This window comes from Candidatus Allofournierella merdipullorum (genome assembly GCF_048426865.1).
Lineage (GTDB): Bacteria > Bacillota > Clostridia > Oscillospirales > Ruminococcaceae > Allofournierella_A > Allofournierella_A merdipullorum.
Genome location: NZ_DBFNWJ010000029.1, coordinates 1 through 25,336, shown reverse-complemented (window position 1 = coordinate 25,336; position 25,336 = coordinate 1). Strand labels below are relative to the sequence as shown.

Annotated in this window: 22 protein-coding genes; 7 read left to right on the top strand and 15 right to left on the bottom strand. The window is 67.1% G+C overall.

All coding sequences use genetic code 11. The annotated features are described in order from the left end of the window. From ACMNAY_RS04905 to ACMNAY_RS04895, 3 genes are all read left to right on the top strand, one after another. On the top strand, nucleotides 1-706 hold a 706-nt coding region (locus tag ACMNAY_RS04905), incomplete at its 5' end, for a TVP38/TMEM64 family protein (protein ID WP_418718602.1). Nucleotides 707-798: 92 nt separating this feature from the next. Then, nucleotides 799-1,668 (top strand): DegV family protein, encoded by an 870-nt coding sequence (locus ACMNAY_RS04900; RefSeq protein ID WP_418718601.1) that lies wholly within the window; start codon nucleotides 799-801, stop codon nucleotides 1,666-1,668. Nucleotides 1,669-1,732: 64 nt separating this feature from the next. Further along, entirely contained in the window at nucleotides 1,733-2,422 is a 690-nt protein-coding gene (locus tag ACMNAY_RS04895; protein ID WP_418718600.1) for an L-2-amino-thiazoline-4-carboxylic acid hydrolase, read from the top strand. Between the two features lie 523 nt (nucleotides 2,423-2,945). Here ACMNAY_RS04895 and ptsP read toward each other — a convergent pair. The 7 genes from ptsP to ACMNAY_RS04860 form a co-directional block, all read right to left on the bottom strand. Further along, the gene (gene ptsP, locus ACMNAY_RS04890; RefSeq protein WP_418718599.1) at nucleotides 2,946-4,655 is read right to left on the bottom strand and encodes a phosphoenolpyruvate--protein phosphotransferase; all 1,710 of its coding nucleotides are present in this window, start codon (nucleotides 4,653-4,655) and stop codon (nucleotides 2,946-2,948) included. Between the two features lie 29 nt (nucleotides 4,656-4,684). Next, nucleotides 4,685-4,948, bottom strand: coding sequence for an HPr family phosphocarrier protein (locus tag ACMNAY_RS04885; protein WP_394968578.1), 264 nt, complete (start codon nucleotides 4,946-4,948; stop codon nucleotides 4,685-4,687). A 68-nt stretch (nucleotides 4,949-5,016) separates the two neighbouring features. Beyond that, nucleotides 5,017-7,011 (bottom strand): PTS fructose transporter subunit IIABC, encoded by a 1,995-nt coding sequence (locus tag ACMNAY_RS04880; RefSeq protein WP_418718598.1) that lies wholly within the window; start codon nucleotides 7,009-7,011, stop codon nucleotides 5,017-5,019. 122 nt (nucleotides 7,012-7,133) lie between these two features. Further along, nucleotides 7,134-8,033, bottom strand: a complete 900-nt coding sequence (gene pfkB / locus ACMNAY_RS04875; protein ID WP_418718597.1) for a 1-phosphofructokinase — start codon at nucleotides 8,031-8,033, stop codon at nucleotides 7,134-7,136. Then, the gene (locus ACMNAY_RS04870) at nucleotides 8,030-8,785 is read right to left on the bottom strand and encodes a DeoR/GlpR family DNA-binding transcription regulator (RefSeq protein ID WP_394977206.1); all 756 of its coding nucleotides are present in this window, start codon (nucleotides 8,783-8,785) and stop codon (nucleotides 8,030-8,032) included. The genes pfkB and ACMNAY_RS04870 overlap by 4 nt, the downstream gene beginning before the upstream one ends. A 259-nt stretch (nucleotides 8,786-9,044) precedes the next feature. Beyond that, complete coding sequence (locus tag ACMNAY_RS04865) at nucleotides 9,045-10,667, bottom strand: phosphoenolpyruvate--protein phosphotransferase (protein ID WP_418718596.1); 1,623 nt, start codon at nucleotides 10,665-10,667, stop codon at nucleotides 9,045-9,047. A gap of 24 nt (nucleotides 10,668-10,691) precedes the next feature. Next, nucleotides 10,692-11,840, bottom strand: a complete 1,149-nt coding sequence (locus tag ACMNAY_RS04860; RefSeq protein WP_418718595.1) for a patatin-like phospholipase family protein — start codon at nucleotides 11,838-11,840, stop codon at nucleotides 10,692-10,694. 277 nt (nucleotides 11,841-12,117) lie between these two features. Here ACMNAY_RS04860 and ACMNAY_RS04855 point away from each other — a divergent pair, with 277 nt between their 5' ends. Continuing rightward, nucleotides 12,118-14,220, top strand: coding sequence for a sodium-translocating pyrophosphatase (locus ACMNAY_RS04855; RefSeq protein ID WP_418718594.1), 2,103 nt, complete (start codon nucleotides 12,118-12,120; stop codon nucleotides 14,218-14,220). Between the two features lie 41 nt (nucleotides 14,221-14,261). Here ACMNAY_RS04855 and ACMNAY_RS04850 read toward each other — a convergent pair whose 3' ends face one another. The 3 genes from ACMNAY_RS04850 to ACMNAY_RS04840 all read right to left on the bottom strand — a co-directional run bounded on the left by ACMNAY_RS04850 (nucleotide 14,262) and on the right by ACMNAY_RS04840 (nucleotide 16,388). Further along, nucleotides 14,262-15,089 carry a polysaccharide deacetylase family protein gene (locus ACMNAY_RS04850; RefSeq protein WP_418718593.1) on the bottom strand — a complete coding sequence of 276 codons (828 nt, stop codon included), beginning with the start codon at nucleotides 15,087-15,089 and terminating at the stop codon, nucleotides 14,262-14,264. 13 nt (nucleotides 15,090-15,102) lie between these two features. Then, the gene (locus ACMNAY_RS04845) at nucleotides 15,103-15,348 is read right to left on the bottom strand and encodes a hypothetical protein (RefSeq protein ID WP_418718592.1); all 246 of its coding nucleotides are present in this window, start codon (nucleotides 15,346-15,348) and stop codon (nucleotides 15,103-15,105) included. Nucleotides 15,349-15,449: 101 nt separating this feature from the next. Further along, nucleotides 15,450-16,388, bottom strand: coding sequence for a glycosyltransferase (locus ACMNAY_RS04840; protein WP_418718591.1), 939 nt, complete (start codon nucleotides 16,386-16,388; stop codon nucleotides 15,450-15,452). A gap of 139 nt (nucleotides 16,389-16,527) precedes the next feature. Here ACMNAY_RS04840 and ACMNAY_RS04835 point away from each other — a divergent pair, with 139 nt between their 5' ends. Both ACMNAY_RS04835 and ACMNAY_RS04830 read left to right on the top strand, forming a co-directional pair. Continuing rightward, a complete protein-coding gene (locus ACMNAY_RS04835; RefSeq protein WP_418718590.1) occupies nucleotides 16,528-17,403 on the top strand; it encodes a hypothetical protein in 876 nt (291 codons plus the stop codon). A 68-nt stretch (nucleotides 17,404-17,471) separates the two neighbouring features. Next, the gene (locus ACMNAY_RS04830) at nucleotides 17,472-19,073 is read left to right on the top strand and encodes a hypothetical protein (RefSeq protein WP_418718589.1); all 1,602 of its coding nucleotides are present in this window, start codon (nucleotides 17,472-17,474) and stop codon (nucleotides 19,071-19,073) included. A gap of 326 nt (nucleotides 19,074-19,399) precedes the next feature. Here ACMNAY_RS04830 and ACMNAY_RS04825 read toward each other — a convergent pair whose 3' ends face one another. The 5 genes from ACMNAY_RS04825 to sdaAB are packed head-to-tail and all read right to left on the bottom strand — an operon-like array spanning nucleotide 19,400 to nucleotide 24,373. Then, nucleotides 19,400-19,819 (bottom strand): hypothetical protein, encoded by a 420-nt coding sequence (locus ACMNAY_RS04825; RefSeq protein ID WP_418718588.1) that lies wholly within the window; start codon nucleotides 19,817-19,819, stop codon nucleotides 19,400-19,402. 12 nt (nucleotides 19,820-19,831) lie between these two features. Continuing rightward, a complete protein-coding gene (locus ACMNAY_RS04820; RefSeq protein WP_418718587.1) occupies nucleotides 19,832-21,331 on the bottom strand; it encodes a DNA methylase in 1,500 nt (499 codons plus the stop codon). 59 nt (nucleotides 21,332-21,390) lie between these two features. Further along, nucleotides 21,391-22,761 carry an MATE family efflux transporter gene (locus ACMNAY_RS04815; protein ID WP_394977185.1) on the bottom strand — a complete coding sequence of 457 codons (1,371 nt, stop codon included), beginning with the start codon at nucleotides 22,759-22,761 and terminating at the stop codon, nucleotides 21,391-21,393. Between the two features lie 2 nt (nucleotides 22,762-22,763). Next, the gene (gene sdaAA / locus ACMNAY_RS04810; RefSeq protein WP_394968592.1) at nucleotides 22,764-23,699 is read right to left on the bottom strand and encodes an L-serine ammonia-lyase, iron-sulfur-dependent, subunit alpha; all 936 of its coding nucleotides are present in this window, start codon (nucleotides 23,697-23,699) and stop codon (nucleotides 22,764-22,766) included. Between the two features lie 14 nt (nucleotides 23,700-23,713). Then, nucleotides 23,714-24,373: an L-serine ammonia-lyase, iron-sulfur-dependent subunit beta gene (gene sdaAB, locus ACMNAY_RS04805; protein WP_394968593.1), complete on the bottom strand. Its 660-nt coding sequence runs from the start codon at nucleotides 24,371-24,373 to the stop codon at nucleotides 23,714-23,716. A gap of 200 nt (nucleotides 24,374-24,573) precedes the next feature. On the opposite strand from sdaAB, the gene ACMNAY_RS04800 reads away from it, so the two are divergent. Beyond that, complete coding sequence (locus ACMNAY_RS04800; protein ID WP_394968594.1) at nucleotides 24,574-25,257, top strand: helix-turn-helix transcriptional regulator; 684 nt, start codon at nucleotides 24,574-24,576, stop codon at nucleotides 25,255-25,257. The last annotated feature ends 79 nt before the right edge of the window (nucleotides 25,258-25,336 follow it).

Sequence of the window (25,336 nt, the reverse complement as noted above, 5' to 3'; positions counted from 1 at the left end):
GCCTATGACGAGCAAAAACAAAAAACAGCTGGCCTCGGCGGCGGTGCTGGTTGCGCTGAGCATCGGGTGCATCGTGGCGGCGGTGGTGTTCCGCCACGAGATCTGGGCTCTCATCACCAGCCAGACCGCCCGGGACGAGTTTGTGGAATGGGTGCGCTCCCACGGGGTGTGGGGCATGCTGGTGTTCCTGGCGCTGGAGGTGTTCCAGATCGTGGTGGCCGTGGTGCCCGGCGAGCCGGTGCAGATCATGGCCGGCGCGCTCTACGGCCCGGTGGGCGGGCTTGCCCTGTGCCTTGCGGGCATCCTCATCGGCAGCACCATGATCTACTATGTCGTGCGGGCGCTGGGCGCCAAAGCCGTGGACCCGGCGGTGCTGCACAAATACCGTTTTCTGCAGGACGAAAAGCGTGCCCGGAGCGCGTTGTACTTACTCTTCTTTCTGCCCGGCATGCCCAAGGACCTGCTCACCTATCTGGGGCCCTTCCTGCCCTTAAAGCCCGGCCAGTTCCTCTTCACCTGCACGCTGGCCCGCTTCCCCGCCCTGCTGGCCAGCACCGTGGCGGGCGACAGCCTCTTCGAGGGCAACATCGTGCTGCCCTTGGTGCTGGGGGCCGTCACCGGCACGCTGGGCCTTCTGTGCATCCGCAACGAGCAGCGCATCGTGGACTGGCTCCACCGCCGGCGCGACCAGCTGACCTCCCGGTGAGGACGTGTTAAAAAATCGACGCGGGCCTTTTCAAACCCCCGCCGGATGTGATACAATGCCACCAGAAGCCACAGAAAGAGGAGTGTGTGAAAATGGCTGAATACGTATTGTTCACCGAGTCCACCGCCGACCTGACGGCGGAACTCGTGCAGCAGCTGGGCGTGGAAGTTCTGCCCATGCTTTTTTCTCTTGACGGCAAGGAGTACAACAACTACCCCGACAACCGGGAGCTTGACCCCCACGATTTTTACGACGCTCTGCGCGCCGGCGGCATGAGCACCACCAGCCAGATCAACCAGGCCACCTTTGAGGACGCCTTCACCCCGGTGCTGGAAGCCGGAAAGGATATTCTGTATCTGGCCTTTTCCAGCGGCCTGTCCGGCACCTACCATTCCGCCTGCCTGGCCGCCGAGGAGCTGCGGGAAAAATACCCCGAGCGCACCATCCGGGTGATCGACACCCTGCAGGCCAGCATGGGCGAGGGCCTGGCGGTCTACTACGCCGCCACCCTGAAGAACGAGGGCAAGAGCCTGGAGAAAGTGGCAAGCTGGTTCGAGGCCAACAAGATGCGGGTGTGCGCCTGGTTCACGGTGGACGACCTGATGTTCTTAAAGCGCGGCGGCCGCCTCAGCGGCGCGGCCGCGGTGGCGGGCACCCTGCTGGGCATCAAGCCGGTGCTCCATGTGGACGACGAGGGCCACCTCATCGCCATGGAGAAGGTGCGCGGCCGCCGGGCCAGCCTGGACGGCCTGGTGAAGCACTTTGCCGCCAGCGACGTGCCCCCCGCCGAGCAGGTGGTGTTCGTCAGCCACGGCGACTGCCCCGAGGACTGCCAGTATGTGGCCGACCGCTGCAAGGCCCTGGGCGCGAAGGAAGTGCACATCGGCACCATCGGCCCGGTCATCGGCGCCCACTCCGGCCCCGGCACCGTGGCCCTGTTCTTCCTGGGCGAAAAGCGATAACAACACCAACAGTCCGCCGCCTCCCGCAGGGGGGCGGCGTCTGTGTATGCAAAGGAGGTACGGAATGGGATTCACCGAAAAGATGCAGGTATTTCTCATCGCCGCCTGGTACAAAGAACTGAACGAAGCCTTCGGCGAGCGGGGGCGGCAGGCCTTTGTGCTGGCGGTGAAGCACTACGCCCGCCAGCGGGGCGAGCGGATGGCCCAGCGGGCCGTGCGGGACGGCCAGCCTCTGAACTATGCCTCCTACTGCGCCTACTGCGAGTGGGCGCCCTCGGAGGAAACGCTGGCCAGCGGCGAGGGGTGCGTGTCCCATCTGCGAAGCACCGCCCCGGACTATGTCTATGAGGTGTATCCCTGCGTCTGGTTCACCGCCTTCAAAGAGCAGAACGCCCTGGAGGCGGGGCAGCTCTACTGCCGCTATCTGGATGAGGCCATCGCCCGGGGCTTCAGCAGTTCCCTGCAGTTCTACACCGTGGAGACCCAGCACTGCGCCGACCGGTGCGTGTTCTGCATCCGGGACGCGGATTTTGGCCCGGACACGGCGGTGCAGCGGCGCACCGAGTACGTCAAAGGCTTCGACTACCACTGCGCCCACACCTTTTATGCCTTTGCCGAGACCGCCGCCGGCGTGTTCGGCCAAAGGGGCGGTGAGATGGCCGCCCGGGTGCTGGAGGCCTTCGGGGCGGAATACGGCGAAGCGATGCGCCGGCAGCTGGAGGCCTTTGCCGGGGAAAACTTCGACCGGGCGTGAAACAAAGAAAAAAGCGCTCCCCTTTTTGGCCGGGGTGCCGTAAGAAAACGGCGCCGGGAAGCGGGCGCTTTTGCGGTATCGCGGCGTCAAAGCGCCTTGACAACCACCAAGGGTGCCGGGGCGGCAAAGCCGCGAAGGCCCCGGTGGGGCCTTCGACCGGCAAGGCGGTCCGCAAAGCGGAGCGGGCGCACCCTCGTCGCGCCCGCAGCCCCTGCGGCGCTTTTCCTTGCGCTCCCATCAAAATCGCTCGCTTCCTGGTGCTGCGCAGTCCGGGTCCGCAAAGCGGCCAAGGCCCCGTTGGGGTCTTGGACCGGCTGGGCGGCCTGCAAAGCAGAGCGGGCGCATCTTTGTTGCGCCCGCAGCCCACGCCCCAGGATTTTGGATGAAAAAAGCACAAAGAGCGGCCCCTCAAGCCTTGGTGGCTTGGGGAGCCGCTCTGCGTGTTTTATGCGCCAAAATCCTACGGCAGAACCGCCGTTTTCTTATGCCACCCCGGCGCTGGGGGAGCGCTTTTTGTTTTGCCTTATTCCTTTTTCATCGAGCGCAGGCAGCCGAGGATGCTCTCGGCGGCGCTGAGCTTCATGGCCTCTTTCTCGGCAAAGGCCGCGTCGGCGGCGCTCCACAGGCTGATGGAGCGCTTGGTGGCCAGAATGGAGCTGGCGCTCACGCTGAACTCGTCCAGACCCCAGGCCAGCAGCAGCGGCAGCAGCGCCGGGTCGGCGGCGGCCTCGCCGCACATGCCCACCGGGATGTGTGCCGCCTTGGCCGCGGCGATCACGCTCTTGATGCTGCGCAGCACCGCCGGGTGGAACACGGTGTAGAGCTTCGCCACGTCGGCGTTGCCCCGGTCCACCGCCAGGGTATACTGGGTCAGGTCGTTGGTGCCGATGCTGAAGAAGGCGGCCTCCTGGGCCAGCAGGTCCGCCACCAGCGCGGCGGCCGGTGTCTCGATCATCACGCCCACCTTGATGTCAGCGTCGAAGGCCTTGCCCTCGGCGGCAAGCTGGGCCTTAGCCTTTTCCAGCAGGGCCTTGGCCGCCCGCAGCTCTTCCACGCCGGTGACCAGCGGCAGCATGATGCGCACGTTGTGCTTTTCCGCGCCCGCCTGCAAAAGGGCCCGCAGCTGGGTCAGATAGAGGTCCGGGTTATCCAGGCAGTAGCGGATGGCCCGGTGGCCCAAGAAGGGGTTCTCCTCTTTCTTCATGTTCAGGTAGGGCACGTCCTTGTCGCCGCCCACGTCCAGGGTGCGGATGATGACCTCCCCGCCGGCGAACTGGGCCGCCACCTGCCGGTAGGCCGCCAGCTGCTCCTCCTCGGTGGGGGCAGAGTCCCGGTCCATGAACAGAAACTCGGTGCGGAACAGGCCGATGCCCTCCGCGCCCTTTTCCAGCGCGGCGGCGGCGTCCTCCGGGCGGCCGATGTTGGCGTAGAGTGCCACGGCCCGGCCGTCGGCGGTGAGGGTGGGTTTGCCCAGATACTCCTTCAGCAGCGCCCGCCGCTCCTCAAAGGCCACACGGCGCGCCTCGTAGTCCTTCACGGTGCGCTCGTCCGGGTCCACATAAACGTGGCCCAGCTCGCCGTCCATGGCGATCTTCGCGCCGGGAGCGATGGCCTCCAGCGCCCCGGGCACGCTGAGCACCGCGGGGATCTCCAGCGCCCGGGCCAGAATGGCCGAGTGGCTGGTGGCGCCGCCGGTCTCGGTGATGATGCCGGCGATGTTCTCACGCTTCAGGCCCACCGTCATGCTGGGGGTCAGGTCGTGGGCCACGATCACCGTGCCCGCCGGGGCGGCGGCCAGGTCCTGGTCCGCCTTGCCCAGCAGCGTTTTGAGCAGCCGGTCCCGCAGGTCGGCCACGTCGGTGGCCCGCTGGCGGGTCAGCTCGTCCTCCACAGCGCTGAACATGGCGATGAAGCTGCCGCACACCGCGTCCACCGCGGCCTCGGCCACGGCGCCGCCGTCGATCTGCTCGTTCATCTGGCCCACCATGAAGGGGTCGGCCAGCATCATGATCTGGCCGGAGAGGATCTGGGCCGCGTGCTCGCCCACCTGGCTGGTCATGGCATTGGCCATGGCCTCCAGCGCCTCGCTCACCGCCTTGGCGGCGGCAGCCAGCCGCGCTTTTTCCTGCTCGGCCCCGGCGTACTGCACGCCGGACCAGTCCAGCTCCTGGGTCTGCACCACCAGCGCGGTGCCCAGACCGACGCCGGCGCACACGCCCGTTCCCTTCAGCATGAAGAACCTCTCCTTCCCTTGTTGTGTGATTACTCGCCCAGGCCGCTGTCGATCAGACGCACGGCTTCCACCAGGGCAGCCTCCTCATCGGGGCCGCTGCACTGCACTTCCACCTCGGTGCCGCACTTGATGCAGGCGGCGATGAGGTTCATGATGCTCTTGGCGTTCACGGTCTTGCCGTTTGCCACCAGGTTCACGTCGCTGTCGAACTTCATCATGGCGTTGGCGAACATGCCGGCGGGACGCATATGCATGCCCATGGGGTTGACGATCTTGGTTTGTTTCGAGACCATTTTTATTCTCCTTTGTCTGTTTTAATGAAGGCGGGGGGCGCATCCGCCCCCCGCGGAGTACGAACGGATCAGGCTTCCTTGTTCTTCTTCAGGGCCGCCAGCATGGCCATGCCCACGACGCTGCCCGCCACCAGGCTGATGACGTAGCCCAGCACGTTGGTGACCACGGGGAAGACGAAGATGCCGCCGTGAGGAGCCATCAGGCCGCAGCCGAAGACCATGGAGAGCGCACCGGCCACCGCGCTGCCCACAACGCAGCTGGGGATAACGCGCAGGGGGTCGGCGGCGGCGAAGGGAATGGCGCCCTCGGAGATGAAGCACAGGCCCATGATGTAGTTCACCACGCCGGACTTGCGCTCGTCGGCGGTGAACTTCTTCTTAAAGAAGGTGGTGCACAGAGCGATGGCAATGGGAGGCACCATGCCGCCCACCATGACGCTGGCCATCATCTGATACTCGATGGCGCCCTGGCCCGCGCCCGCCGCAAGGGCGGTGGCGATGGCGCCGGTGCCGGTGACGTAAGCCGCCTTGTTGAAGGGGCCGCCCATGTCGATGCTCATCATGCCGCCCAGCACAGCGCCCAGCAGCACCTTGCTGGTGCCGCCAAGACCGGCCAGGAAGCTGGTCAGACCGGTGTTCAGCGCGCCGACGATGGGGCCGAACGCGCACATGAACAGGCCCATGAACAGAACGCCCACCACGGGGTAGAGCAGGATGGGTTTGATGCCCTCCAGGCTGCGGGGCAGCTTGTCGCACAGCTTTTCAAAGGCCAGCATGAAGTAGCCGCCCACAAAGCCGGCCAGCAGCGCGCCCAAGAAGCCGGAGGCCACCGGGTCGGCAGTGCCGGCGATGGTGGCGAAGCTGGTGCCCGCGGCGGCCATGCTGCCGCCCACGAAACCAACCACCAGGCCCGGACGGTCGGCAATGCTCATGGCAATGTAGCCCGCCAGGATGGGCAGCATGAAGTTGAAGGCCACGCCGCCCACGGTCTTGAAGAAGGCGGCCACGGGGGTGCCCATGCCGAAGTTGGCGGCGTTGTTGGGGTCAAAGGTGTCCAGCAGGAAGGCCAGGGCGATGAGGATGCCGCCGCCGATAACGAAGGGCAGCATGTGGGAAACGCCGTTCATCAGGTCCTTGTAGGTCTTGCGGCCCAGGCTCTCCTTCACGGTGGAGGCAGCCTCCACGGTCTCGGCGCCGCCCTGGTGATGGTAGACGGGAGCGTTGCCCGCCGCAGCGTTCTTCACCAGTTCCTCGGCCTTGTGGATGCCGTCGCTCACCGGCACGAAGATGACCGGCTTGCCGTCAAAGCGGGCGGTCTCCACGTTCTTGTCGGCGGCGATGATGATGCCGTCGGCCGCGGCGATCTCCTCGGCGGTCAGGGCGTTCTTCACGCCGCCGGAGCCGTTGGTCTCCACCTTCACGGTGATGTTCAGGGCCTTGCCGGCCTTCTCCAGGGCCTCGGCGGCCATGTAGGTGTGGGCGATGCCGGTGGGGCAGGCGGTGACGGCCAGCACCCGGTACTCGCCGCCCGCGTTCTTGGCGGCCTTGGCGGCGGCTTCCTCGGCGGTGTCCACCGACTCAACGCCGGGCACGCCGGTCTCGCCGTACTTGGCGGCCTCGGCCTTGTCGATCACGGCCAGGAACTCCTCGGCGTTCTTGGCGGCGCGCAGGCCGGAGGTGAACTCCGGGTCCATCAGCAGCACCATCAGGCGGCTGAGGATCTCCAGATGCAGGTTGCCGTCCAGGGGGGCGGCGATCATGAAGAACAGGTCGCTGGGCTGCTTGTCCATGGCGCCGTAGTCAACGCCCTGGGTGAGGGTCATGGCCGCGAGGCCGGGACCCGCCACCGCGTCGCTCTTGGCGTGGGGCACGGCGATGCCCGCCTCAATGGCGGTGCTGCTCTGGGCCTCACGGGCCAGGATGGCCTCCTTGTAGGCGGCTTTGTCCGCCAGGTGTCCGCCGGCAGCCTGCAGGTCGATCAGGGCGTCGATGGCGCCCGCCTTGTCGGCGGCCTGCCCGCCCAGCAGGATGCTCTGGGGTTTGAGCAAATCTGTGATGCGCATGTTGTTCCTTCCTCTCTCTATTTTAAAAGCTGTGGCTCTGCCCACTTTGGGTCAGCGATGGAATGGCGCCGGGCGGTTCCGGCGCGGGGTGGATGGGCCAAGGGCCGGGGGTCTGCCCCGCCTCAGCGCTGCAAAAGGGCGTCGATCTCGGCCCGGGTGGCAAGGGTGTCGGAGAAGGCGGTGGCGCTGCCGCAGGCGGAGCCCAGACGCAGGGCCCAGGCCCAGTCGCCCTTCTCCAGCCAGCCGGCCACGAAGCCCGCTACCATGGAGTCGCCCGCGCCCACCGAGTTCTTCACCTTGCCCTTGAAGGCTTCCAGCCGGTGCACGCCGCCCTCTTCGTCCAGCAGCAGCGCGCCGTCGCCCGCCATGCTCACCAGCACGTTGCGGGCGCCCTTGTCCTGCAGAAGACGGGCGCATTCCACGATCTCGTCCCCGGTGTGAAGGATGCGGCCGAAAATTTCGCCCAGCTCGTGATTGTTGGGCTTGATGAGGAACGGCTTGTAGGGCAGCACCTTCACCAGCAGTTCGCCGGTGGCGTCCACCGCACAGAGCACGCCCTTCGGGGCCAGTTTTTCCAGAATGCGCTGGTAGACGTCGCTGGGCAGGCTGGAGGGGATGCTGCCCGCCAGCACCAGCACGTCGCCGGCGGTGAGGGCGTCCAGCTTGTGGAACAGCTCCTCCAGCGCCGCGGCGGGAATGGCCGGGCCGCGGCCGTTGATCTCGGTCTCGGCGCCCGCCTTGATCTTGACGTTGATGCGGGTGAGGCCCTCGGGCAGGCGAATGAAGTCGCTCTTCACCCCCCGGCGGGCCAGCCCCGCCTCCACGGCCTCGCCGGTGAAGCCGGCCACAAAGCCCAGGGCGACGCTCTCGAAGCCCAGCTGGCCCAGCACACAGGAGACGTTGATGCCCTTGCCGCCCAGCTGGATGTCCTCGCTGTCGGTGCGGTTCACCTCGCCGGGGGCAAGCTCCGGCAGGCGGACCACATAGTCCAGCGCGGGGTTAAAGGTAACGGTGTAGATCATTGGTCAGGCTCGACCTCCTTGATGATGGCGTGTTTTGCGTAAATTTTGTCCGGCAGGCGGTCGGTGATGATGCAGCCCCGGTCCAGCGGCGCCACCGTCACAGCCGAGACCCGGCCGAACTTGGAGGAATCCGCCAGGATGTAGCTCACATAGGCCCGCTCCATGGCGGTGGATTTCACCAGCGCTTCCTCCGGGTCGGGGGTGGTGTAGCCCTGGCTGAGAGCGATGCCGTTCACGCCCAGAAAGGCTTTGGTGAAGTTGTAGCGGGAGAGGCTCTGCACCGCCTCCGCGCCCACGATGGCCTCGGTGCCCGGCTTGAGCATTCCCCCGGGCACATAGGCTTTGAAGCCCTTCTGCACCAGCTTCTGGGCGTGCATCACGCCGCTGGTCACGATCACCGCGCCCCCCGGCTGCAGGTAGTCCAGCATCATCAGGGTGGTGCTGCCCGCGTCCAGAAAGACCACGTCGTCCGGCTGGATCTGCTTTGCGGCGTAGCGGGCGATGGCCTGTTTTTCGGCCACGTTCAGCAGCTCCTTGGCGCTCATGGCTTCCTCGCCCGCGTCAAAGGCGTCCTCCCGGGCCACGGCCCCGCCGTGCACCTTATTTAGTTTGCCCTGCCCGGCCAGGAGTATCAGATCCCGCCGGATGGTGGATTCCGAGGCGTCCAGCGCCTGGGCCAGCTCGGTGACGGTGGCCGCACGCTTTTTCTGCAGCAGCTCCTGAATGGCCGCAAACCGTTCTTCTGCCAGCATTTCCCGTCACATCCTTTCCTTCTGCCCTCAACTATACCATGGGAAATAATCAAAATCAAGCAAATTCATTCACGATAACGCAGAAAATCCGCCCCGGTTTTTGGATATTATGACCAGCTTTGACGTATTTTTCGGGTTTTGACGGCAAAACGAGGGGAAATACGCAAAAAATCATCAAAAATCGAGCTCATTCGCGCACGATAGAACGGCAAAAAAAGGCCCGGCACAAACGTGCCGGGCCTTGAAGGCGGTCAAGAATTCAGTCGTCGGCGGGGGCGGTCAGGTCCTCTTCCAGCAGGCGGGCCTTCACCTGCAGCAGGCTGGCGGCCTCGGTGGAGAAGCACCGCACGCCCTGGCGGGCGTAGCGCACCACCTGGTTGGGGCTGCCCGCGTGCACCCCGCAGATGCACACCGGCGCGCCGGCTTCCCCCGCCGCGTCGATGACCAGGCCCACCAGCCGGTGCACCGCCGGGCTGCGGGAACTGAAATAATCGGAGAAGCGGCCGTCCAGCCGGTCGGCGGCGTAGGTGTACTGCACCAGGTCATTGGTGCCCACCATCAGGAACTTGCACCCGGCGGCCAGGATGTCCCCGGCCAGCAGGGCGGCGCTGGGGGTCTCCACCATGCAGCCGAACTCCATCTCCTCGTTGAACACCAGCCCCCGGCGGCGCAGCGAGCGGCGGGCCCGCTCCACGTGCTCCATGGCCCGCAGCCAGTCCTCCGGGCAGGACACCATGGGGATGGACACCCGCAGCGGCCCCCGCGCTCCCGCCCGCAGCAGGGCGCACAGCTGTTCCTCGAACATCTGGGGATGAGCCAGGCTCATCCGCAGGCCCCGCATGCCCAGGGCCGGGTTGGGGGAGTCCTCGGTGAGGCCGGGCACGCTCTTGTCGGCGCCGATGTCGAAGGTGCGCACGGTCACCGGCTTGCCCCCCGCGGCCTGCAGGCAGCTGAGGTAGAAATAGTACTGCTCTTCCTCGCTGGGGATGCGCCCTGCCATGATGGAGAACTCGCTGCGGAGAAGGCCCACGCCCTCGGCGCCCGCCTGCATGGCCAGCTCCACGTCCTCGGGGCCGGAGCAGCTGGCCAGCAGCGCCACATGGGCGCTGTCCCTGGTGCGGCAGGGCCCCGCGCCCAGCGCCGCCAGCCGCTTTTTCAGGATGGAAGAGCCCACGATGCGCCGCTGGGCGTCCTTGCGCACCGTCTCGTCCGGTTCCAGGATGAGGCGGCCGTTGTCCGCGTCCAGCACCGCGCCGCCGGCGCAGTTCTCGTTCAGGAAGTCATCCCCCAGCTGCACCACCGCGGGAATGCCCATGGTGCGGGCGATGATGGAGGCGTGGCTCTGTTCGCTGCCCTCGGCGCAGGCCACCCCCAGCAGCATCCCCCGCCCGATGGAGACGATGTCGCTGGGATAGATGCACTCGCTCACCAGGATGCAGGGCGTCTCCAGCCGCAGCGGGGTGCGGGGCCGGCCGTCCAGAATGTTCACCACCCGGCGGCAGGCGTCCAGCACGTCCGCCGCCCGCTGGCGTATGTATTCGTCCTCCGCCGCCTCGATGCGCCCGGCGTACAGCTGGGCCGCCCGCTCCACCGCGGGGGCTGCCCCCGCGCCGGCGGCGATGTAGGAGGCGATCTCCCGGTTGAGGCCGGGGTCGTCCAGCATGACCTGCTGGAACAGGAAGATGTCCTTGTCGGTGCCCTCGGCGGCTTCTTCCAACAGGCGAAGCTCGTCCTTGGCCAGCACCACCGCCGCGTTCAGCAGGGCCTGTTCCCGGCCGGGGGTCTGCACCACCCGCTCAAGGCCCGGCCCGCTGTGCCGCAGCCGCCGCACCGGACCCATCACCAGGCCCGGCGACGCCTTCGCTCCCTGATACACCTGCATGGATGTCCCCCCTTTTAAAGGCGCTTACTGCGCCGTGAGAACAAAGCGCACCAGCGCCGTGAGGAATTCCCCGGGAACGGCCGCCGAAACCGCCGCCTCCATGGGGCGCCAGCCCGTTTCCTGCTGAAACAGCGGGTAAAAGCGGGCGGCAGCCTCTTCGTCGCTGCGCTCCAGAAAGGCCTCGCACAGTTCATCGGCGGTGTAAACGCCCACCGGGTCTACCCCGGCCAGCTCGGCTGCCTGCTCCAGCGGGGCCAGCGCCCGGGCCTGCTCGGTGTCGCACCAGCGCTCCATGGGCCGCAGAGCCGACCGCTCGGTGAGCGCCAGAGACGGGCTGCGCCCGATGGCCGAGCGCAGTACCCGGGCATAGGGCCGCACGAACCGCTCCGCCAGCTTCTTGTCCTCCCCCGCCCGCAGGGCGTAGGCGGTGCCGGCAACGCGGCCGAAGGCCCGGTAGCAGTCCTGATAGCCCAGGGCGATGTTCCGCTTTGCCGTGGCCGGCTCAAAGCGCAGGATGGGCCCCAGGTCCCAGTAGCTGCGCACGCAGGTGGTGGGCAGGCCGGTGAGGTTGGGCAGCGTCACGCCCACGCCGTCCACGTCCACCGCCAGCAGCTCCTCGGCCCCCATTCGGGCGGCCAGCCCCAGAGGCATATTGTCGGACCAGCCTCCGTCGATGTATTCCTCGCCGTCGATGGTGCGGGCCCGGAAGGCCGGGAAACAGGCCGCCGAGGCCAGCATATAGTCCGCCAGTTTGCCCTCGGGGATCTCCTCCAGCGTCAGCCGCAGGGGCTTTAAGGTGTTTTTCTGCACCGTCACCAGCCCGTAGCGCACCGGCGCCGCCCGCAGGGCCTGCTCGTCCACCACCCGGCGCACGGTGGCCTCCAGCGGGGTCACGTCCATGCCCCCGTGCTCCACCGCCGCCTGCAGAAAGTCGCCCCAGTCGGCGGGGCGGCCGTTGGCGGCAGGCTCCATCACCTGGTCGTCGCCGATGGTCAGCCACATCTCCTGAGCCAGTTCCCAGTTGTCCAGCGCGAAGAGCGCCCCGTTCAGGCACCCCACCGAGGTGCCCGCGATCACGCCCGCGTGCCAGTCCAGCTCGGAGAGGGCCTTGTAGACCCCTACCTGATAGCTGCCTTTCGCGCCGCCGCCGGCCAGAACAAGACCTTTTGTCATTCCGTTGTCCTTTCCGGCCCGGAGGGGGCCGTCCGGTAATGTTGGTTTTCTATGTTACCATATTATAGCATGAAATTGTGACGGAACAAAGAACAAACAATGGTGCAAAACGGACAATTTTATAAAAATCTGTGCTTATTTTACAAATTGTGTTGCTCATCGTGAAAAAATACTCTATAATGAAGCAACAAACAGTGTGTCGTCCGGTAGCCTGCCGCGGAATGCGGCAGGCTGTTTTACACCGGGACGCCCAATTTAAAAGGAGGGTCTCAATTTTATGAACGCGATGGTCCTTGTGGCGGCGGGCGCGGTGCTGGCTCTGGTCTTTTCCGCCACCATGTTCCGGCGGGTGAAGGCGCAGCCCGTGGGAACGCCGCAGATGGAGAAGATCTCCAATGCGGTGAGCAGCGGCGCCACCGCCTACCTGAAGCGGCAGTACAAAGGCGTGGCCGTTTTCTTTGTGGTGGTGTTCTGCATTTTGCTGGCCATGGCAGCTCTCGGTTTCCTCAGTTTCTTCACTCCCTTCGCTTTCGTCACCGGCGGCTTCTTCAGCGGCCTGGCGGGCTTTGTGGGCATGAAAACGGCCACCATGGCCAACTGCCGCACCGCCAACGCCGCCTCCGAAAGCCTCAACCGCGGCCTGCGGGTGGCGTTCTCGGCGGGCAGCGTCATGGGCTTCACCGTGGTGGGCCTGGGCCTTCTGGACCTGTCCATCTGGTACTTCTTCCTCAAGTTCTGGTACACCGCCGTGGACCCGGTGGCCTCCAGCGAACTGCTGATCCAGAACATCACCGCCAACATGCTCACCTTCGGCATGGGCGCCTCCAGCATGGCGCTGTTTGCCCGCGTGGGCGGCGGCATCTTCACCAAGGCGGCCGACGTGGGCGCCGACCTGGTGGGCAAGGTGGAAGCGGGCATCCCCGAGGATGACCCCCGCAACCCCGCCGTCATCGCCGACAACGTGGGCGATAACGTGGGCGACGTGGCCGGCATGGGCGCCGACCTGTACGAGAGCTATGTCAGCTCCATCGTCTCCACCAGCGCCCTGGCCGTGGCCGCGGGCTACGGCGCCAACGGCGTCAGCGTGCCCATGCTGCTGGCGGCGCTGGGCGTGGTGTGCTCCATCGTGGGCAGCTTCTTTGTCAAAACGAAAGAGGGCGCCAGCCAGAAAAACCTGCTCACCGCCCTGCGCACCGGCACCTACATCGCCAGCGGCCTGATCGCGGTGTGCGCCTGGTTCGCGGTGCACTGGCTGCTGCCCGCCGAGCACGCCACCGGCGTGTTCATCGCGGTCATCAGCGGCCTGGTGGCGGGCGTTGCCATCGGCGCCATCACCGAGTACTACACCTCCGACACCTACAAACCCACCCAGCGCCTCAGCGCCTCCAGCGAGACCGGCAGCGCCACCGTCATCATCAGCGGTCTGTCCCTGGGCATGCTGAGCACCGTGGCCCCGGTGGTCATCGTGGGCGTGAGCGTGCTGCTGAGCTACTTCTGCGCCGGCGGCGCGTCCGACTTCAACATGGGCCTTTACGGCGTGGGCGTGAGCGCCGTGGGTATGCTCAGCACCCTGGGCATCACCCTGGCCACCGACGCCTACGGCCCCATCGCCGACAACGCCGGCGGCATCGCCGAGATGACCCACATGCCCGCCGAGGTGCGTCAGCGCACCGACGCGCTGGATTCCCTGGGCAATACCACCGCCGCCACCGGCAAGGGCTTTGCCATCGGCAGTGCGGCCCTCACCGCCCTGGCCCTCATCGCCAGCTACATCGACAAGGTGCATCAGATCAAGCCGGACATGGCCCTTGACCTGACCATCACCAACCCCACCACCCTCATCGGCCTGTTCATCGGCGGCATGCTGCCCTTCCTGTTCGCGGCGCTCACCATGGACGCGGTGGGCAAGGCGGCCCAGAGCATCGTGGTGGAGGTGCGCCGCCAGTTCTCCTCCATCACCGGCCTGATGGAGGGCAAGGCGGAGCCTGACTACGCCCGCTGTGTGGATATGTGCACCCGCAGTGCCCAGAAGCTGATGCTGGCCCCCGCCCTCATCGCGGTCATCGTGCCCGTTGTGGTGGGCCTTATCCTGGGCGTGAACGGCGTGGCGGGCCTTTTGGCCGGCACCACCGTCACCGGCTTTGTGCTGGCCGTGATGATGGCCAACTCCGGCGGCGCGTGGGACAACGCCAAAAAGTACATCGAGAGCGGCCAGCACGGCGGCAAGGGCAGCGACTGCCACAAGGCCGCCGTGGTGGGCGACACCGTGGGCGACCCCTTCAAGGACACCTCCGGCCCCGCCATCAACATCCTTATCAAGCTGACCAGCATGGTCTCCATCGTGTTCGCCGGCCTGATCGTGGCGGTGCATCTGCTGTAAACCCTCAAAAAGCCCCGGGACGCTTCGTCCCGGGGCTTTTTTTATTTCAGCTTTTCCAAAAGCTGCGCCGTGGTCATACATCCGCTGCGCTCAAAGCGCCCCAAAAGGAAGAGACACTCCGGCGATCGGGTGAGCCGGTTTGCGTGCTCCTCGCTGGTCATGGTGGCCAGCATACCCGCGGCCCGCAGCGCCTGCTCGGCGTCCGCGTCCAGCGCGCCGTAGGGGTAGGCGAAGGCGGGCAGCAGCGCCGCCCCCGCCTCCGTTGCCATGGCCTGCATCTTTTCCGCGTCCGCCGCCAGCAGGGCCGCGTGTTCCGCCCTGCTCTCGCCGGCAAGCCGCCTGACCCCCGGCCGGGCGTAGGTGTGCAGCGAGGCGGAATGGCTCTGCAGCTCCACAAGGCCGGTGTCCTCCAGCGCCGCCAGCTGGCTCCAGGTCAGATATTCCCCGGCTGCGCCCTGCACCCCGGCGGCCCCGTCGCCGATCACCGACACCACCGCCGGCACGCCGTACTGCTTCAGCACCGGCATCGCCCCGCGGGCAAAGCTCACGTCCCCGTCGTCGAACACCAGCAGCACCGGCTTGTGGGGCAGCGCCCCGCCCTCCAGGGCGTAGGCCAGCACCTCGCTCAGGCGCACCGGCCGGTAGCCCGCCGCCAGCAGGGCTTCCAGGTCGTCTTCCAGCTGCCGCGGGCTCACGGTGTATTCGTCCGCCGCGTTCTCGCCCACCCGGTGGTACATCACCACCGGCAGCAGCACCTCGTCCCCCGCGCAGCGGCGGTCGAAGAGCAGCAGCCCCGGCAGCGCCAGCAGCGCCACGGCCAGCACCGCCAGATAGCAAAGGGCCCCGAGGCCCCCTTTTTTTCCTTTCATTGCGGCACCTCCCTCACGATTTCCAGGCAAGGCCCCGGCGGGTGAGCGCCGCGGCATAGCCCCACAGCGAACAGGCGGACTGCACCGTCTGGAACACCAGCACAAAGAGAACGAAGCCCCAGAGGCTGCTGCGGCCCGCCATCTCCGGGATGCGCCGCTGGTAGCGGCAGACGCTGACCGTGCCGATGAGCATCAGCGGCAGCACCAGCAGGGTGATCCACCCCGCCAGCCAGGGCATGCCCAGCAGCGCCAGCGCCACCCCCGGCACGAAGCCGAAGATATAACTAAGGTCCAGCCAGACGATGGAGAGGTTCAGCGTTTCGAAATAGCCGGCGAAAAAGCCGGGCTGCCGCCAGGGCTTTACCGCCGCCAGCCCCTCGAAAACATCCCCTTGGCCCAGCGGCTGCGCTGGCGGGCCAGCGCGCCCAGCGTGGCGGGCACGGCGGTGAAGCCCACCGCCCGCGGCTCGTAGAGCGAGCGCCGCCCTGCCGCCAGAAGACGGTAGGTGAGCACGATGTCCTCCCCCGCGCCGTCGGTCCAGCCGCCCACCGCCCGCACGGCGGCGGTGTCATAGGCGCTGAAAGCGCCCTGCGCCACCAGCGTGGAGCCGTAGCTGCCCTGGTAGCGCTTGACGGCGGCGATGCTCACAAAATAATCCCAGAACTGCATTTTCTGCACCCAGGTGCGGGTCTCGGCGCAGACCAGATTCCCCGCCACGCACCCCGCGCCGGTGGCGGCGATGCGCCCCACGATGGCCGACAGGGCGCTCACCTCCAGGCAGGTGTCCGCGTCCACCGTGACAAAGTATTCGTCCCGCACATGGCGCAGCCCCTCGTTCAGCGCCCGGGCCTTGCCCGGTTCGCAGCATCCATAGAGCCGAATGACCCGCCCCGGCCGGGAAAAATCCGCCGCCGCCCGACGCATCTCGGCCACGGTGCCGTCGGTGGAGCCGTTGTCCACGCAGAGGATGGTCACCCGCCCGTCGTACTCCTGCTGAGCGATGCTGCCGATGGTGCGGTAGATGCTCTCCTCCTCGTTGCGGGCGCAGACGATGACGCTCACCGGCCGGCAGCCGGGATGGCGGCGGAGCGGCAGTTTGCGGTGCAAGAGGTTCGAAAGGAACATCGCCCCCATCAGGTAGGCGGGCAGCAGCGCCACCCCGCCGATGACAAAGACCACATAGGCGGCGGGCAGATGGAGCGAGGCGCTCCGGGCCCAGGGCACCGCCAGCGCCGTCGATACCCACAGCCACACCAGCGCCGCCGCCGCGCTGGCAAAGAATTTCCAGTGTTGCTTCATGCGTATCCCTCCCGGCCATCCTATGACCGGGCCCGGGGCCCCGTTCGGCATAGGCGCGGCAGGGGCGGGCAACACTGTTTTCAAAAAGAACGCCGCCGGTAAAAAACGGCGGCAGCGGGAGGCAGGTACGGGCTTCGTTTTGGAAAAATCAGAAAAAACCGCCGGCGGAAAAATTTTTCCGGCGGAGGGCTTCTGCGGCTGGTACTTTAAATGTCAGGCCCCGGCGGGCAGCGTCGCCCTCATCCCGGCGGCGCACGCCGGGGGCGGCTCGCTGCAGCTCATCACCGACGAGGGCAGCTGGAACGTCCCCTTCGCCCCGAAGCAGTGCGCGGTGAGCGTCGCCCGCCCCCGGGCGGTGCTGGGGCAGAACATTTTCTGCGAAAAGGAGCTGCGCCTGGGAGTGGATGAGCCGGGTCTGCGGGCCGCGGGCGAGGTGCGCTTCGGGCCCCTCTCGCCCCCGGCCTACGACGTGATGGGGCCTTTTTGCGCCGTGCCCTTTATGCAGTGCCGCCACCGGGTGGCCAGCATGGCCCACAGCCTTTCCGGCCGGATGGAGGTGAACGGGCGGGTCTTTGACTTTGACGGGGGCAGGGGCTACATCGAGGGGGACCGGGGCCGGTCTTTCCCGGCGGGTTATCTCTGGACCCAGTGTCTCTTTGAGGGCGGCTCGCTGATGCTGGCGGTGGCGGACGTGCCCCTTGGCCCGGCGGCGTTCCGGGGGGTCATCGCCCTGGTGCGGCTGAACGGGCGGGAATGGCGGCTGACCAGCTATCTGGGCGCCCGGGTCACGGCTCTGGGCGGCGGCGGGGCCACGGTGCGCCAGGGAAGCCTCTGCCTTACCGCCCGGCGGCTGGGCGGGCCGGGGCGGCCGCTGCGGGCCCCCGCCGCCGGGGTGATGGAGCGCACCGTGCGAGAGAACCTCGCCTGCCCTGCTTTTTACCGGCTGACAAAGGGCAGCCGGGTGCTGCTGGAATGGACGGCGGAAAACGCCTCCTTTGAATACGAGTATCCCTGAGCGCCCTTCTGTTTTCGCCCCGGATGTGCTATACTGGCCCTGTAAAACTGCATTGCGGGGTGCTTTGGATGACCGGGACGAAAACCGAAAAACGACTGACGCCGGAACTGGCGTGGCGGGCGGCCGGCTGGCTGTGGCTGGCGGCGGCCTGGCTGGCGGGGGTGGCGCTGGTGTGGCGCTTCGGCCGCACCCTGCTGGACAGCGACATGGCCTCCGAGATGGTGCTGGCGGACCTGCTCAACCGGGAGGGCGGCATCCTCTCCTCCAACTGGTACTACTCCACCGAGCTGCGGGTGTTCTGCCAGCAGCTGCTGTTCAAGCTGGGGCTGCTGGTCTTTCCCGGCAGCTGGCACGCCGCCCGGATGCTGGCCCAGGGCCTTTTGTCCGCGCTGCTGGCGGCGAGCTATCTCTTTTTCGCCCGGGGCGCGGGGCTTTGGAAAAGCGCCCCCTGGGCGGCGGGGGCACTGCTCTGCCCCTTCGGTTTCTGGCAGCTCTACCACGGGGTGCTGGGCGGTTTTTACTTTGTGCACATGGCCTTTGTGCTAGTGAGCCTGGGCCTGGTGGTGCGGCTGGTGCGCCCGGCCTCCCGCGCCCGCACCGCCCTCACAGCGGCGGCGCTGGCGCTGGTGTGCTTTGCCGCCGGTCTCAACGGGGTGCGGCTGCTGATGAACCTGTATGTGCCGCTGGCGGCGGGGTGCGGAGTGCTGCTCCTTGCGCGGTTCCTCAAGGCCCCCCTCGGCCCCGGCGCGGCCCGCACGCCCCAGGTGCGGGCCTTTGCCGCCGCGGTGCTGGCCTGCCTTTGCGGGTGCGGCGGATATCTGGTGAACCGGGCGGTGCTGGCGGCGCGCTACACCTTCCTGGACCAGAGCGCCCGCAGCTGGACGGCCCTCTCCCTCACCGGCCTTTTGGAGGTGTGGGGCGATTTTCTGGCCCTCTTCGGCTACCCGGCGGACCGCTGGCAGCAGGCGGCCACCGGGGCGGTGCCCCTCTTTTCCCTGCCGGGCCTGCTGGGCGCGGCGGGCCTTGTGCTGGCAGGGGCGGTGGTGCTCTCGTTGGCGTGGCTGCTGAAACAGGGCGGCGCGCTGCCCTTTGCCCAGCAGCTCACCGGCGTCACCCTCGCCGCCTGCCTGCTGGTGGACGGCCTGGCCTTCGCCTGCATGAACGACGGCGATTCCATCAACGGAAGCTACTGGCTGCCGGTGGCCCCGCTGGCCATCGCGGCGGTGGCCGCGGCAGCGGAGCGCTTCCCTTTGCGCCGGTCCGCTTTGCGCCGGGCGCTGGCGGGATGCCTTGCGGCTCTGGTGGTCTGCGCCTCCGTGGGCACCACCCTGCGCTTTGCCGCCGCTCCGCCCCACGGCAGCCCCGCGCTGGAAACAGCGGCGAACTGGCTGGAGGAGCAGGGTTACACCAAAGGCTGCGCCACCTTCTGGCAGGCAAACGTGCTCATCGAGCTCACCGACGGCGTCATCGAGATGTGGCAGGTGGAGGACCTGGCCTCCCTCAAAATGCGGCCCTGGCTGCAAAAGGCGGACCACGCTTCGCCCCCCGAGGGCCGGGTGTTCGTGCTGGCCGGCCCCGGCGAGATAAACCAGTCCCTGCCCTGGGCGGGGCAGGCCGAGGTGGTGTATTCCGACGAGGCGGGCTATGTGGTCTTTGAACTGAACCAATAACAAAAGCGTCCCCCTTAGCCGGGGTGCCGTAAGAAAACGGTGCCGGGAAAAGGGCGATTTTGCGGTATCGCGGCGTCAAAGCGCCTTGACAACCACCAAGGGTGCCTGCGGCGCCTTTCCTTGCGCTGCCATCAAAATCGCCCATTTCCTGGTGTAGAACAGTTCTGCCCCAGGATTTTGGATGAAGAAAGAACAAAGAGCGGTCCCTCAAGCCTTGGTGGCTTGTGGGGCCGCTCTGCGTGTTTTATGCGCCAAAATCCTACGGCAGAACCGCCGCTTTCTTATGCCACCCCGGCGTTGCGCAAGGGGGACGCTTTTTCACATCTTCAGAGAAATTCGGGGAAAATTTCGCTCTCCAGCCCCCGCACGGCGGCCAGGGGCAGCCGCCGGCCGCCCTCAAAAAGGAGCAGGCCGCCGGCCCTGTCCACCCGGCGCAGCCGCCCGGTGAACACCCGGAAAGCCCCGCCCTCCTTTTTGGCGTCCGGCTCGAACCAGGTCACCGTCACCAGCGGACGGCGAACGAGATTGTCCACCAGCAGCCGCAGCTTTTCGTCCAGCGCCGCCGCCCCGTCCTCCGCCAGCTCCACCGCCGGCTCGGTGAGGCGGGCCGCCTCCCGGATGGCCGCCTCGTAGCCGGAAAGCGCTGCGAAGGGGGAAAACTGCGCCGCCCGCTCGGCCCCGGTCAGCGGCTTTGCCCGCGGCATGGCGGGGCGGGGCAGGTCCAGCATATCGTCGTAACGGCTCATTTTCCTCCCCCCTCACGCTTTGTGGCCGCCGATCTGGCCGTTGCGCAGCCGGCCCGTCGCCCCGTCCTCCAGGTCCATGCCCTTGAGGATGGCGTTCTTTCCGTATTTCTTCTTGATGCCCAGCATGGCCGTCTGCATCTTCTTTTCCCTGGCCCGGCGGGCGGCGGCCTCCCGCTGCCGGGCGGCCTCGGCTCCCCAGTCGTGGAAGAGGTCCAGCTGGCGGCACACCGGCGCCGCCTCCGCCTCTTCCTCAGTCAGCACCCGCCCGGCGGTGAGGGTCAGCCGCCGCACCAGCAGCGCCGGGTCGGCGATCTTTTCCATCAGCGCCTGGGCCGCCGCCACCAGCTCCCGGGCAGAGGCGGTGGGCGTTTCCAGTTTGGCGGTGGCGTGGACGGGTTTCGGCACCTTGCGGCCGTAGTGGTCGGTGACCACCGGCCCCCGGTAGCCCGGCCGGGCCAGATTCTCGATGTCAAAACCCACCGCCAGGGTCAGCCGGTCGGTCACAAGGTCCTGGGCCACCAGGTCCAGCGCCAGGGCGTCCGCCATCTCCCGCACCGCCAGCGCCGCCTTTTCAAAGGGGTAGGGGCATTGCAGCACCTGCCCGCTGCCCACGCTGTGGTCGGCGGGCGTGTAGGCCTTGATGTCCGCCATGGTGCAGCTCTCAAAGCCCCAGGCGTGGTCGATGAGCAGCTCGGCGTTCACCCCGAACAGCCGGAACAGCTTCTCTTGCCCCGCGTCCGAGAGGGACAGCCGCGCCAGGTCCCCCATGGTGGCCACGCCGTTTTCCTCCAGCTTCCGGGCGATGCCCCGGCCCACCCGCCAGAAGTCGGTGAGGGGGCGGTGGTCCCAGTATTTCTGGCGGAAGCTGCGCTCGTCCAGCCGGGCCACCCGCACGCCGTTTTCGTCCGGCGGGCAGTGCTTGGCTTCAATGTCCATGGCCACCTTGGCAAGATAGAGATTCGGCCCGATGCCCGCCGTGGCGGTGATGCCGGTGGCCTCCAGCACCTGCCGCACCACCTCGCGGGCGAAGGCCTCGGCGCTCACGCCGGCGCTTTTTAAGTAGTGGGTGGCGTCGATGAACACCTCGTCGATGGAATAGACGTGGATGTCCGCCGGGGCTGCAAAGCGCAGGTACACCTGATACACCTTCGCGCTCACCTCAATGTAGTGGGCCATCCGGGGCGGCGCCACCAGAATGTCCATCTCCAGCGCCGGGTCGGCGGCAAGGGCCGTCTCGTCCCAGCTTTTGCCGGTGAACACGCCCCCCGGCGCACGGGCACGCCGGCGGCGGTTTGCCTTTTCCACCGCCTGCCGGGCCTCGAACAGCCGCGCCCGGCCGGGCACGCCGTAGCGTTTGAGCGCCGGCGACACCGCAAGGCAGATGGTCTTGTCGGTGCGGGCTTCGTCCGCCACCACCAGATGGGTGGTCATGGGATCCAGTCCCCGCTCCACGCACTCCACCGAGGCGTAGAAGGATTTCAGATCAATGGCAAGATAAGTGCGTTCGCCCAAAAAAGCCCGCCCCCTTTCCCCTCTATTTTACAGGGTTTCGGGAGCGGGCGCAAATCCAATTATTGCCCGGGAACAAGGTTTGCCTCGATGGACCGGCGGCGCACCAGCCAGTAGACAAGGCCCACCGCGTCGGCCAGCAGCCAGCCGATGGGCACCGACCACCAGATGCCCGCCACCCCGAAGAGGGGCAGGGCGGACAGGCTGTAAGCCAGCGCCACCCGGGTGCCCAGACTGATGACCGTGAGCACCATGCTCATGGAGGGGATGCCCACCGCCCGGTAGAGGCCGTAGAAGAGGAACAGGCAGCCGATGGCGGGGTAAAACGCGCCCTCGATGCGCAGGTACTGCACGCCGATGTCCAGAATTTCCGTTTCGGACGCCTCCACGAAAATGCCCATCAGCGGCCGGGCGAAAAGGAACACCACTCCGCTCACCACCGCGGAGAAGCCCGCCGCGCAGCCCGCCGCCGCGGCGATGCCCCGGCGGATGCGGTCGGGCTTGTTCGCGCCGTAGTTCTGGGCCACGAAGGTGGAAAAGGCGTTGCCGAAGTCCTGCACCGGCAGGTAGGCAAAAGCGTCAATTTTGACCCCCGCGGCAAAGGCGGCCATCACCGCCGGGCCGAAGGAGTTCACCCGCCCCTGCACCAGCAGGATGCCGAAGTTCATCACCGACTGCTGGGCGCAGGTGAGCAGCGAAAAACGGGCGATGCGGGCCAGGTTCTCCCGCCCCAGGCTCCACTGCCGCCGCCCCGGCAGCAGCTGGGGCCAGCGCAGGGCGGTGTAGGCCGCCATGGCCCCACCGGAGAGGTACTGGGCGATGACCGTGGCCGCCGCCGCGCCCTCCACGCCCCAGTTAAGGCCCACCACGAACCACAGGTCCAGGGCGATGTTCACCGCCGCCGAAAGGCCCAGAAAGGCCAGCGGGGCCGCCGAGTCCCCCACCGCCCGCACAAGGCAGGCGAAGAAGTTGTAGAGGAAGGTGGCGGGAATGCCCAGAAAGATGACCCACAGGTAGGCCCGCATCAGGGCGTAGTTTTCCGCCGGCACCTGCAAAAAGCGCAGGATGCCGTCCAGAAAGGCGAAGGAGAAGGCGGTGAGCGCCGCCGTGATGAGGGCGATGAGGCAGAAGGAGGAGAACACGCTGCGGCGCAGCTCTTCCAGGTCCCGCCGGCCCCACTCCATGGAGAACACCGCCCCGCTGCCCAGGGCAAGGCCCAGCAGGATGGAGGTGAGGAAGGTCATCAGCGTGTAGGCCGAGCCCACCGCGCCCAGCGCCGCCGCGCCCAGAAACCGGCCCACGATGAGGGTGTCCGCCACATTATAAAGCTGCTGCAGCATGTCCCCCGCAATGAGGGGCAGGCTGAACAGCAGCATGGTCTTTGCCACCGGGCCGGTGGTCAAATCCCGGCGCACAGAACTTGCGTTTTTCATGGTCAGCGGCCTCCCGCGCAGCCGCCGCAGCCGGTGCAGCCCCCCTCCTCGGCGGGGCGGCCGAACACCTGCTCATAGAGCCGGCGGGCGGTGGGGGTGGCGGCAAGGCCGCCCTCGGCGGTCTCCTTGAGAGCGGGCGACATGGCGTCCCCCACCTTTTTCATGGCAACGATCACTTCGTCGGCGGGAATGGCGCTTTCAATGCCTGCCAGCGCCAGCTCGGCGGCCACAAAGGCCCCCGCCACGCCGGAGGCGTTGCGCTTGATGCAGGGGATCTCCACAAGGCCCGCCACCGGGTCGCACACAAGGCCCAGGATGTTCTTCAGGGCCATGGCCACCGCGTCGGCCGCCTGCCGGGGCGTGCCCCCCGCCAGCTCCACGATGGCGGCGGCGGCCATGGCCGCCGCGCTGCCGCACTCGGCCTGGCAGCCGCCCTGGGCCCCGGCCACGCTGGCGCTCGTGGTGATGACCATGCCCACCGCGCTGGCGGTGAACAGCGCCATCACGCAGTCGTGCTCGGAGCAGCCTTTTTCCTGCATGGTCAGCACCGCCGCGGGCAGAATGCCGCAGCTGCCGGCGGTGGGCGCCGCCACCACCCGGCCCATGGCGGCGTTCAGTTCGCTCACTGCCAGCGCCCGGTAGAGCGCGCCGCCCAGCACGCCGCCGGTGAGGTTTTTGCCGCTCTCCACCGCCCGGCGCATCTTGAAGGCGTCGCCGCCGGACAGGCCGCTGGCCGAGCGCAGCTGCTGGTCGCAGCCCGGTTCGATGCAGGCGGCCATCACGGCATAGGTGTCCCGCATCTGAGCGTACACCTCGTCCTCGCTTTTTTCCAGCTGCTGCGCCTGCTGGCGCAGCACCAGCGCCGAGATGGGCTCGCCCGCCTCCTCGGCGGCGGCCACAAGGGCGGCGATGGAATCGTATTTCAGTTCTTCGGTCATGTCCTGGTTCCCCCTCAGATGGGCTGCAGCATGGTGGAGGAGAGGATGTTGGGCAGAGCCTCCACCTCCCGGTTCAGCGCACCGTCAAAGCTGCCGTCCATTTCAATGGTCATCACCGCCACGCCGCCTTTTTCCCGGCGGGCCAGACGGAAATTGCAGATGTTCACCCCGTGGGCGGCCAGCACGTCGGTGACGGCGGCGATGGTGCCCGGGGCGTCCCGGTGGAGGACGATGAGGGCGGTGTACTGGCCGGTGATCTGCACCTCCATGCCGTTCACCGAGGTGATGAGGATGTTGCCGCCCCCCACGCTGGCCCCCTGCACCGTCACGGTGCGGCCTGCCGCGTCCCACAGAAGGATGCGGGCGGTGTTGGGGTGGGCGCCGTCCAGCTCCACCGTCTCGATGGAAACGGCAAGGCCCGCCGCCGCGGCCAGTTCCGGCGCGCGGCGGATGCGCTCGTCGTCCGGGGCCATGCCCATGATGCCGGCGATGATGGCCTTGTCGGTGCCGTGGCCCTTGTAGGTCTTGGCAAAGCTGCCGTGCAGCTGAATGACCGCCCGCACCGGCTCGGCGGCCAGCAGCGCCCGGGCGATGCCCCCGATGCGCGCCGCCCCGGCGGTGTGGCTGCTGGAGGGCCCGATCATCACCGGACCCAGAATGTCGAACACGTTCATAAAACCGCTCCCCCGAAAAAACGCCGCCCGGCGGGCGGCCTGTCTGCTTTGCCTTTATGATTACCATTATAGGAGAAGGCGCGCCGCCCGTCAAACCCTGTGCCCCCGGGCGTATTGCGCGGGCCATTCTTCTCTGGTATCATAAAAAACAGAGAACTGCATTTTTTGCGGCCCGCCGCAAGGAAAGTGAGGCAAAGCCCATGAGCGAACCCTGCAAAGAAGTCGTTCTGACCGAGGAGGACCGCCGCATCCTGGACTCCTACGCCACCCTGGTGGAGGGCCTGGCGGATTATCTCGGCCCCAGCTACGAGATCGTGCTGCACAGCCTGGAACACATGGACCGCTCGGTCATCCGCATCATCAACGGCCACCACACCGGCCGTCAGCCGGGCGCGCCCATCACCGACCTGGCCCTGGCCATGCTCTCCCGCATCGAGGAGGAAAACCGGGACGGCTACATCTCTTATTTTTCCCGAAACAAAAAAGGCGAACCGCTGAAAGCCGCCACCATCACCATCCGGGGCACCGGCGGGCGGGTGATCGGCCTTTTGTGCATCAATTTTTATCTGAACACCCCCCTGTCGGAGCTGCTGGCCACCTTCTCCCCCGAGCCGGACCCCGGCCCCGAGGCGGGCGTGAGCGAGACCTTTGCCGAGAACACCCAGGAGCTGGTGCGCCAGGCGGTGCTGAAGGCCCAGGAACAGGTCCGGGCGGACGGCCGGGTCAGCGCCTCCAACCGCAACCGGGAGATCGTTGCCCGGCTTTGGAAGGGTCACATTTTCCAGATCAAGGACGCGGTGCAGATCGTTGCCCGCGAGCTGGACATCTCCCCCAATACCGTCTATATGCACCTGCGCCGCATGCGGGAAACCCCCGCCCTCTGAGCGGCACAGCCCCCACCGACTGCCCCACCCTCCCACCGAGGGTGGGGTTTTATCGTTATTGGACAAAAAATAAAATTTA

Excerpts from the sequence above, each read along its gene's own strand:
- ptsP (WP_418718599.1), bottom strand. The coding sequence starts at position 4,655 with ATGCTGAAGGGAACGGGCGTGTGCGCCGGCGTCGGTCTGGGCACCGCG.
- sdaAB (WP_394968593.1), bottom strand. The coding sequence starts at position 24,373 with ATGAACGTGTTCGACATTCTGGGTCCGGTGATGATCGGGCCCTCCAGC.
- ACMNAY_RS04850 (WP_418718593.1), bottom strand. The coding sequence starts at position 15,089 with ATGAAAGGAAAAAAAGGGGGCCTCGGGGCCCTTTGCTATCTGGCGGTG.
- ACMNAY_RS04860 (WP_418718595.1), bottom strand. The coding sequence starts at position 11,840 with ATGACAAAAGGTCTTGTTCTGGCCGGCGGCGGCGCGAAAGGCAGCTAT.
- ACMNAY_RS04830 (WP_418718589.1), top strand. The coding sequence starts at position 17,472 with ATGACCGGGACGAAAACCGAAAAACGACTGACGCCGGAACTGGCGTGG.
- ACMNAY_RS04900 (WP_418718601.1), top strand. The coding sequence starts at position 799 with ATGGCTGAATACGTATTGTTCACCGAGTCCACCGCCGACCTGACGGCG.
- ACMNAY_RS04880 (WP_418718598.1), bottom strand. The coding sequence starts at position 7,011 with ATGCGCATCACAGATTTGCTCAAACCCCAGAGCATCCTGCTGGGCGGG.
- sdaAA (WP_394968592.1), bottom strand. The coding sequence starts at position 23,699 with ATGACCGAAGAACTGAAATACGATTCCATCGCCGCCCTTGTGGCCGCC.
- ACMNAY_RS04865 (WP_418718596.1), bottom strand. The coding sequence starts at position 10,667 with ATGCAGGTGTATCAGGGAGCGAAGGCGTCGCCGGGCCTGGTGATGGGT.
- ACMNAY_RS04855 (WP_418718594.1), top strand. The coding sequence starts at position 12,118 with ATGAACGCGATGGTCCTTGTGGCGGCGGGCGCGGTGCTGGCTCTGGTC.
- pfkB (WP_418718597.1), bottom strand. The coding sequence starts at position 8,033 with ATGATCTACACCGTTACCTTTAACCCCGCGCTGGACTATGTGGTCCGC.
- ACMNAY_RS04800 (WP_394968594.1), top strand. The coding sequence starts at position 24,574 with ATGAGCGAACCCTGCAAAGAAGTCGTTCTGACCGAGGAGGACCGCCGC.
- ACMNAY_RS04825 (WP_418718588.1), bottom strand. The coding sequence starts at position 19,819 with ATGAGCCGTTACGACGATATGCTGGACCTGCCCCGCCCCGCCATGCCG.
- ACMNAY_RS04840 (WP_418718591.1), bottom strand. The coding sequence starts at position 16,388 with ATGAAGCAACACTGGAAATTCTTTGCCAGCGCGGCGGCGGCGCTGGTG.
- ACMNAY_RS04815 (WP_394977185.1), bottom strand. The coding sequence starts at position 22,761 with ATGAAAAACGCAAGTTCTGTGCGCCGGGATTTGACCACCGGCCCGGTG.
- ACMNAY_RS04895 (WP_418718600.1), top strand. The coding sequence starts at position 1,733 with ATGGGATTCACCGAAAAGATGCAGGTATTTCTCATCGCCGCCTGGTAC.
- ACMNAY_RS04870 (WP_394977206.1), bottom strand. The coding sequence starts at position 8,785 with ATGCTGGCAGAAGAACGGTTTGCGGCCATTCAGGAGCTGCTGCAGAAA.
- ACMNAY_RS04885 (WP_394968578.1), bottom strand. The coding sequence starts at position 4,948 with ATGGTCTCGAAACAAACCAAGATCGTCAACCCCATGGGCATGCATATG.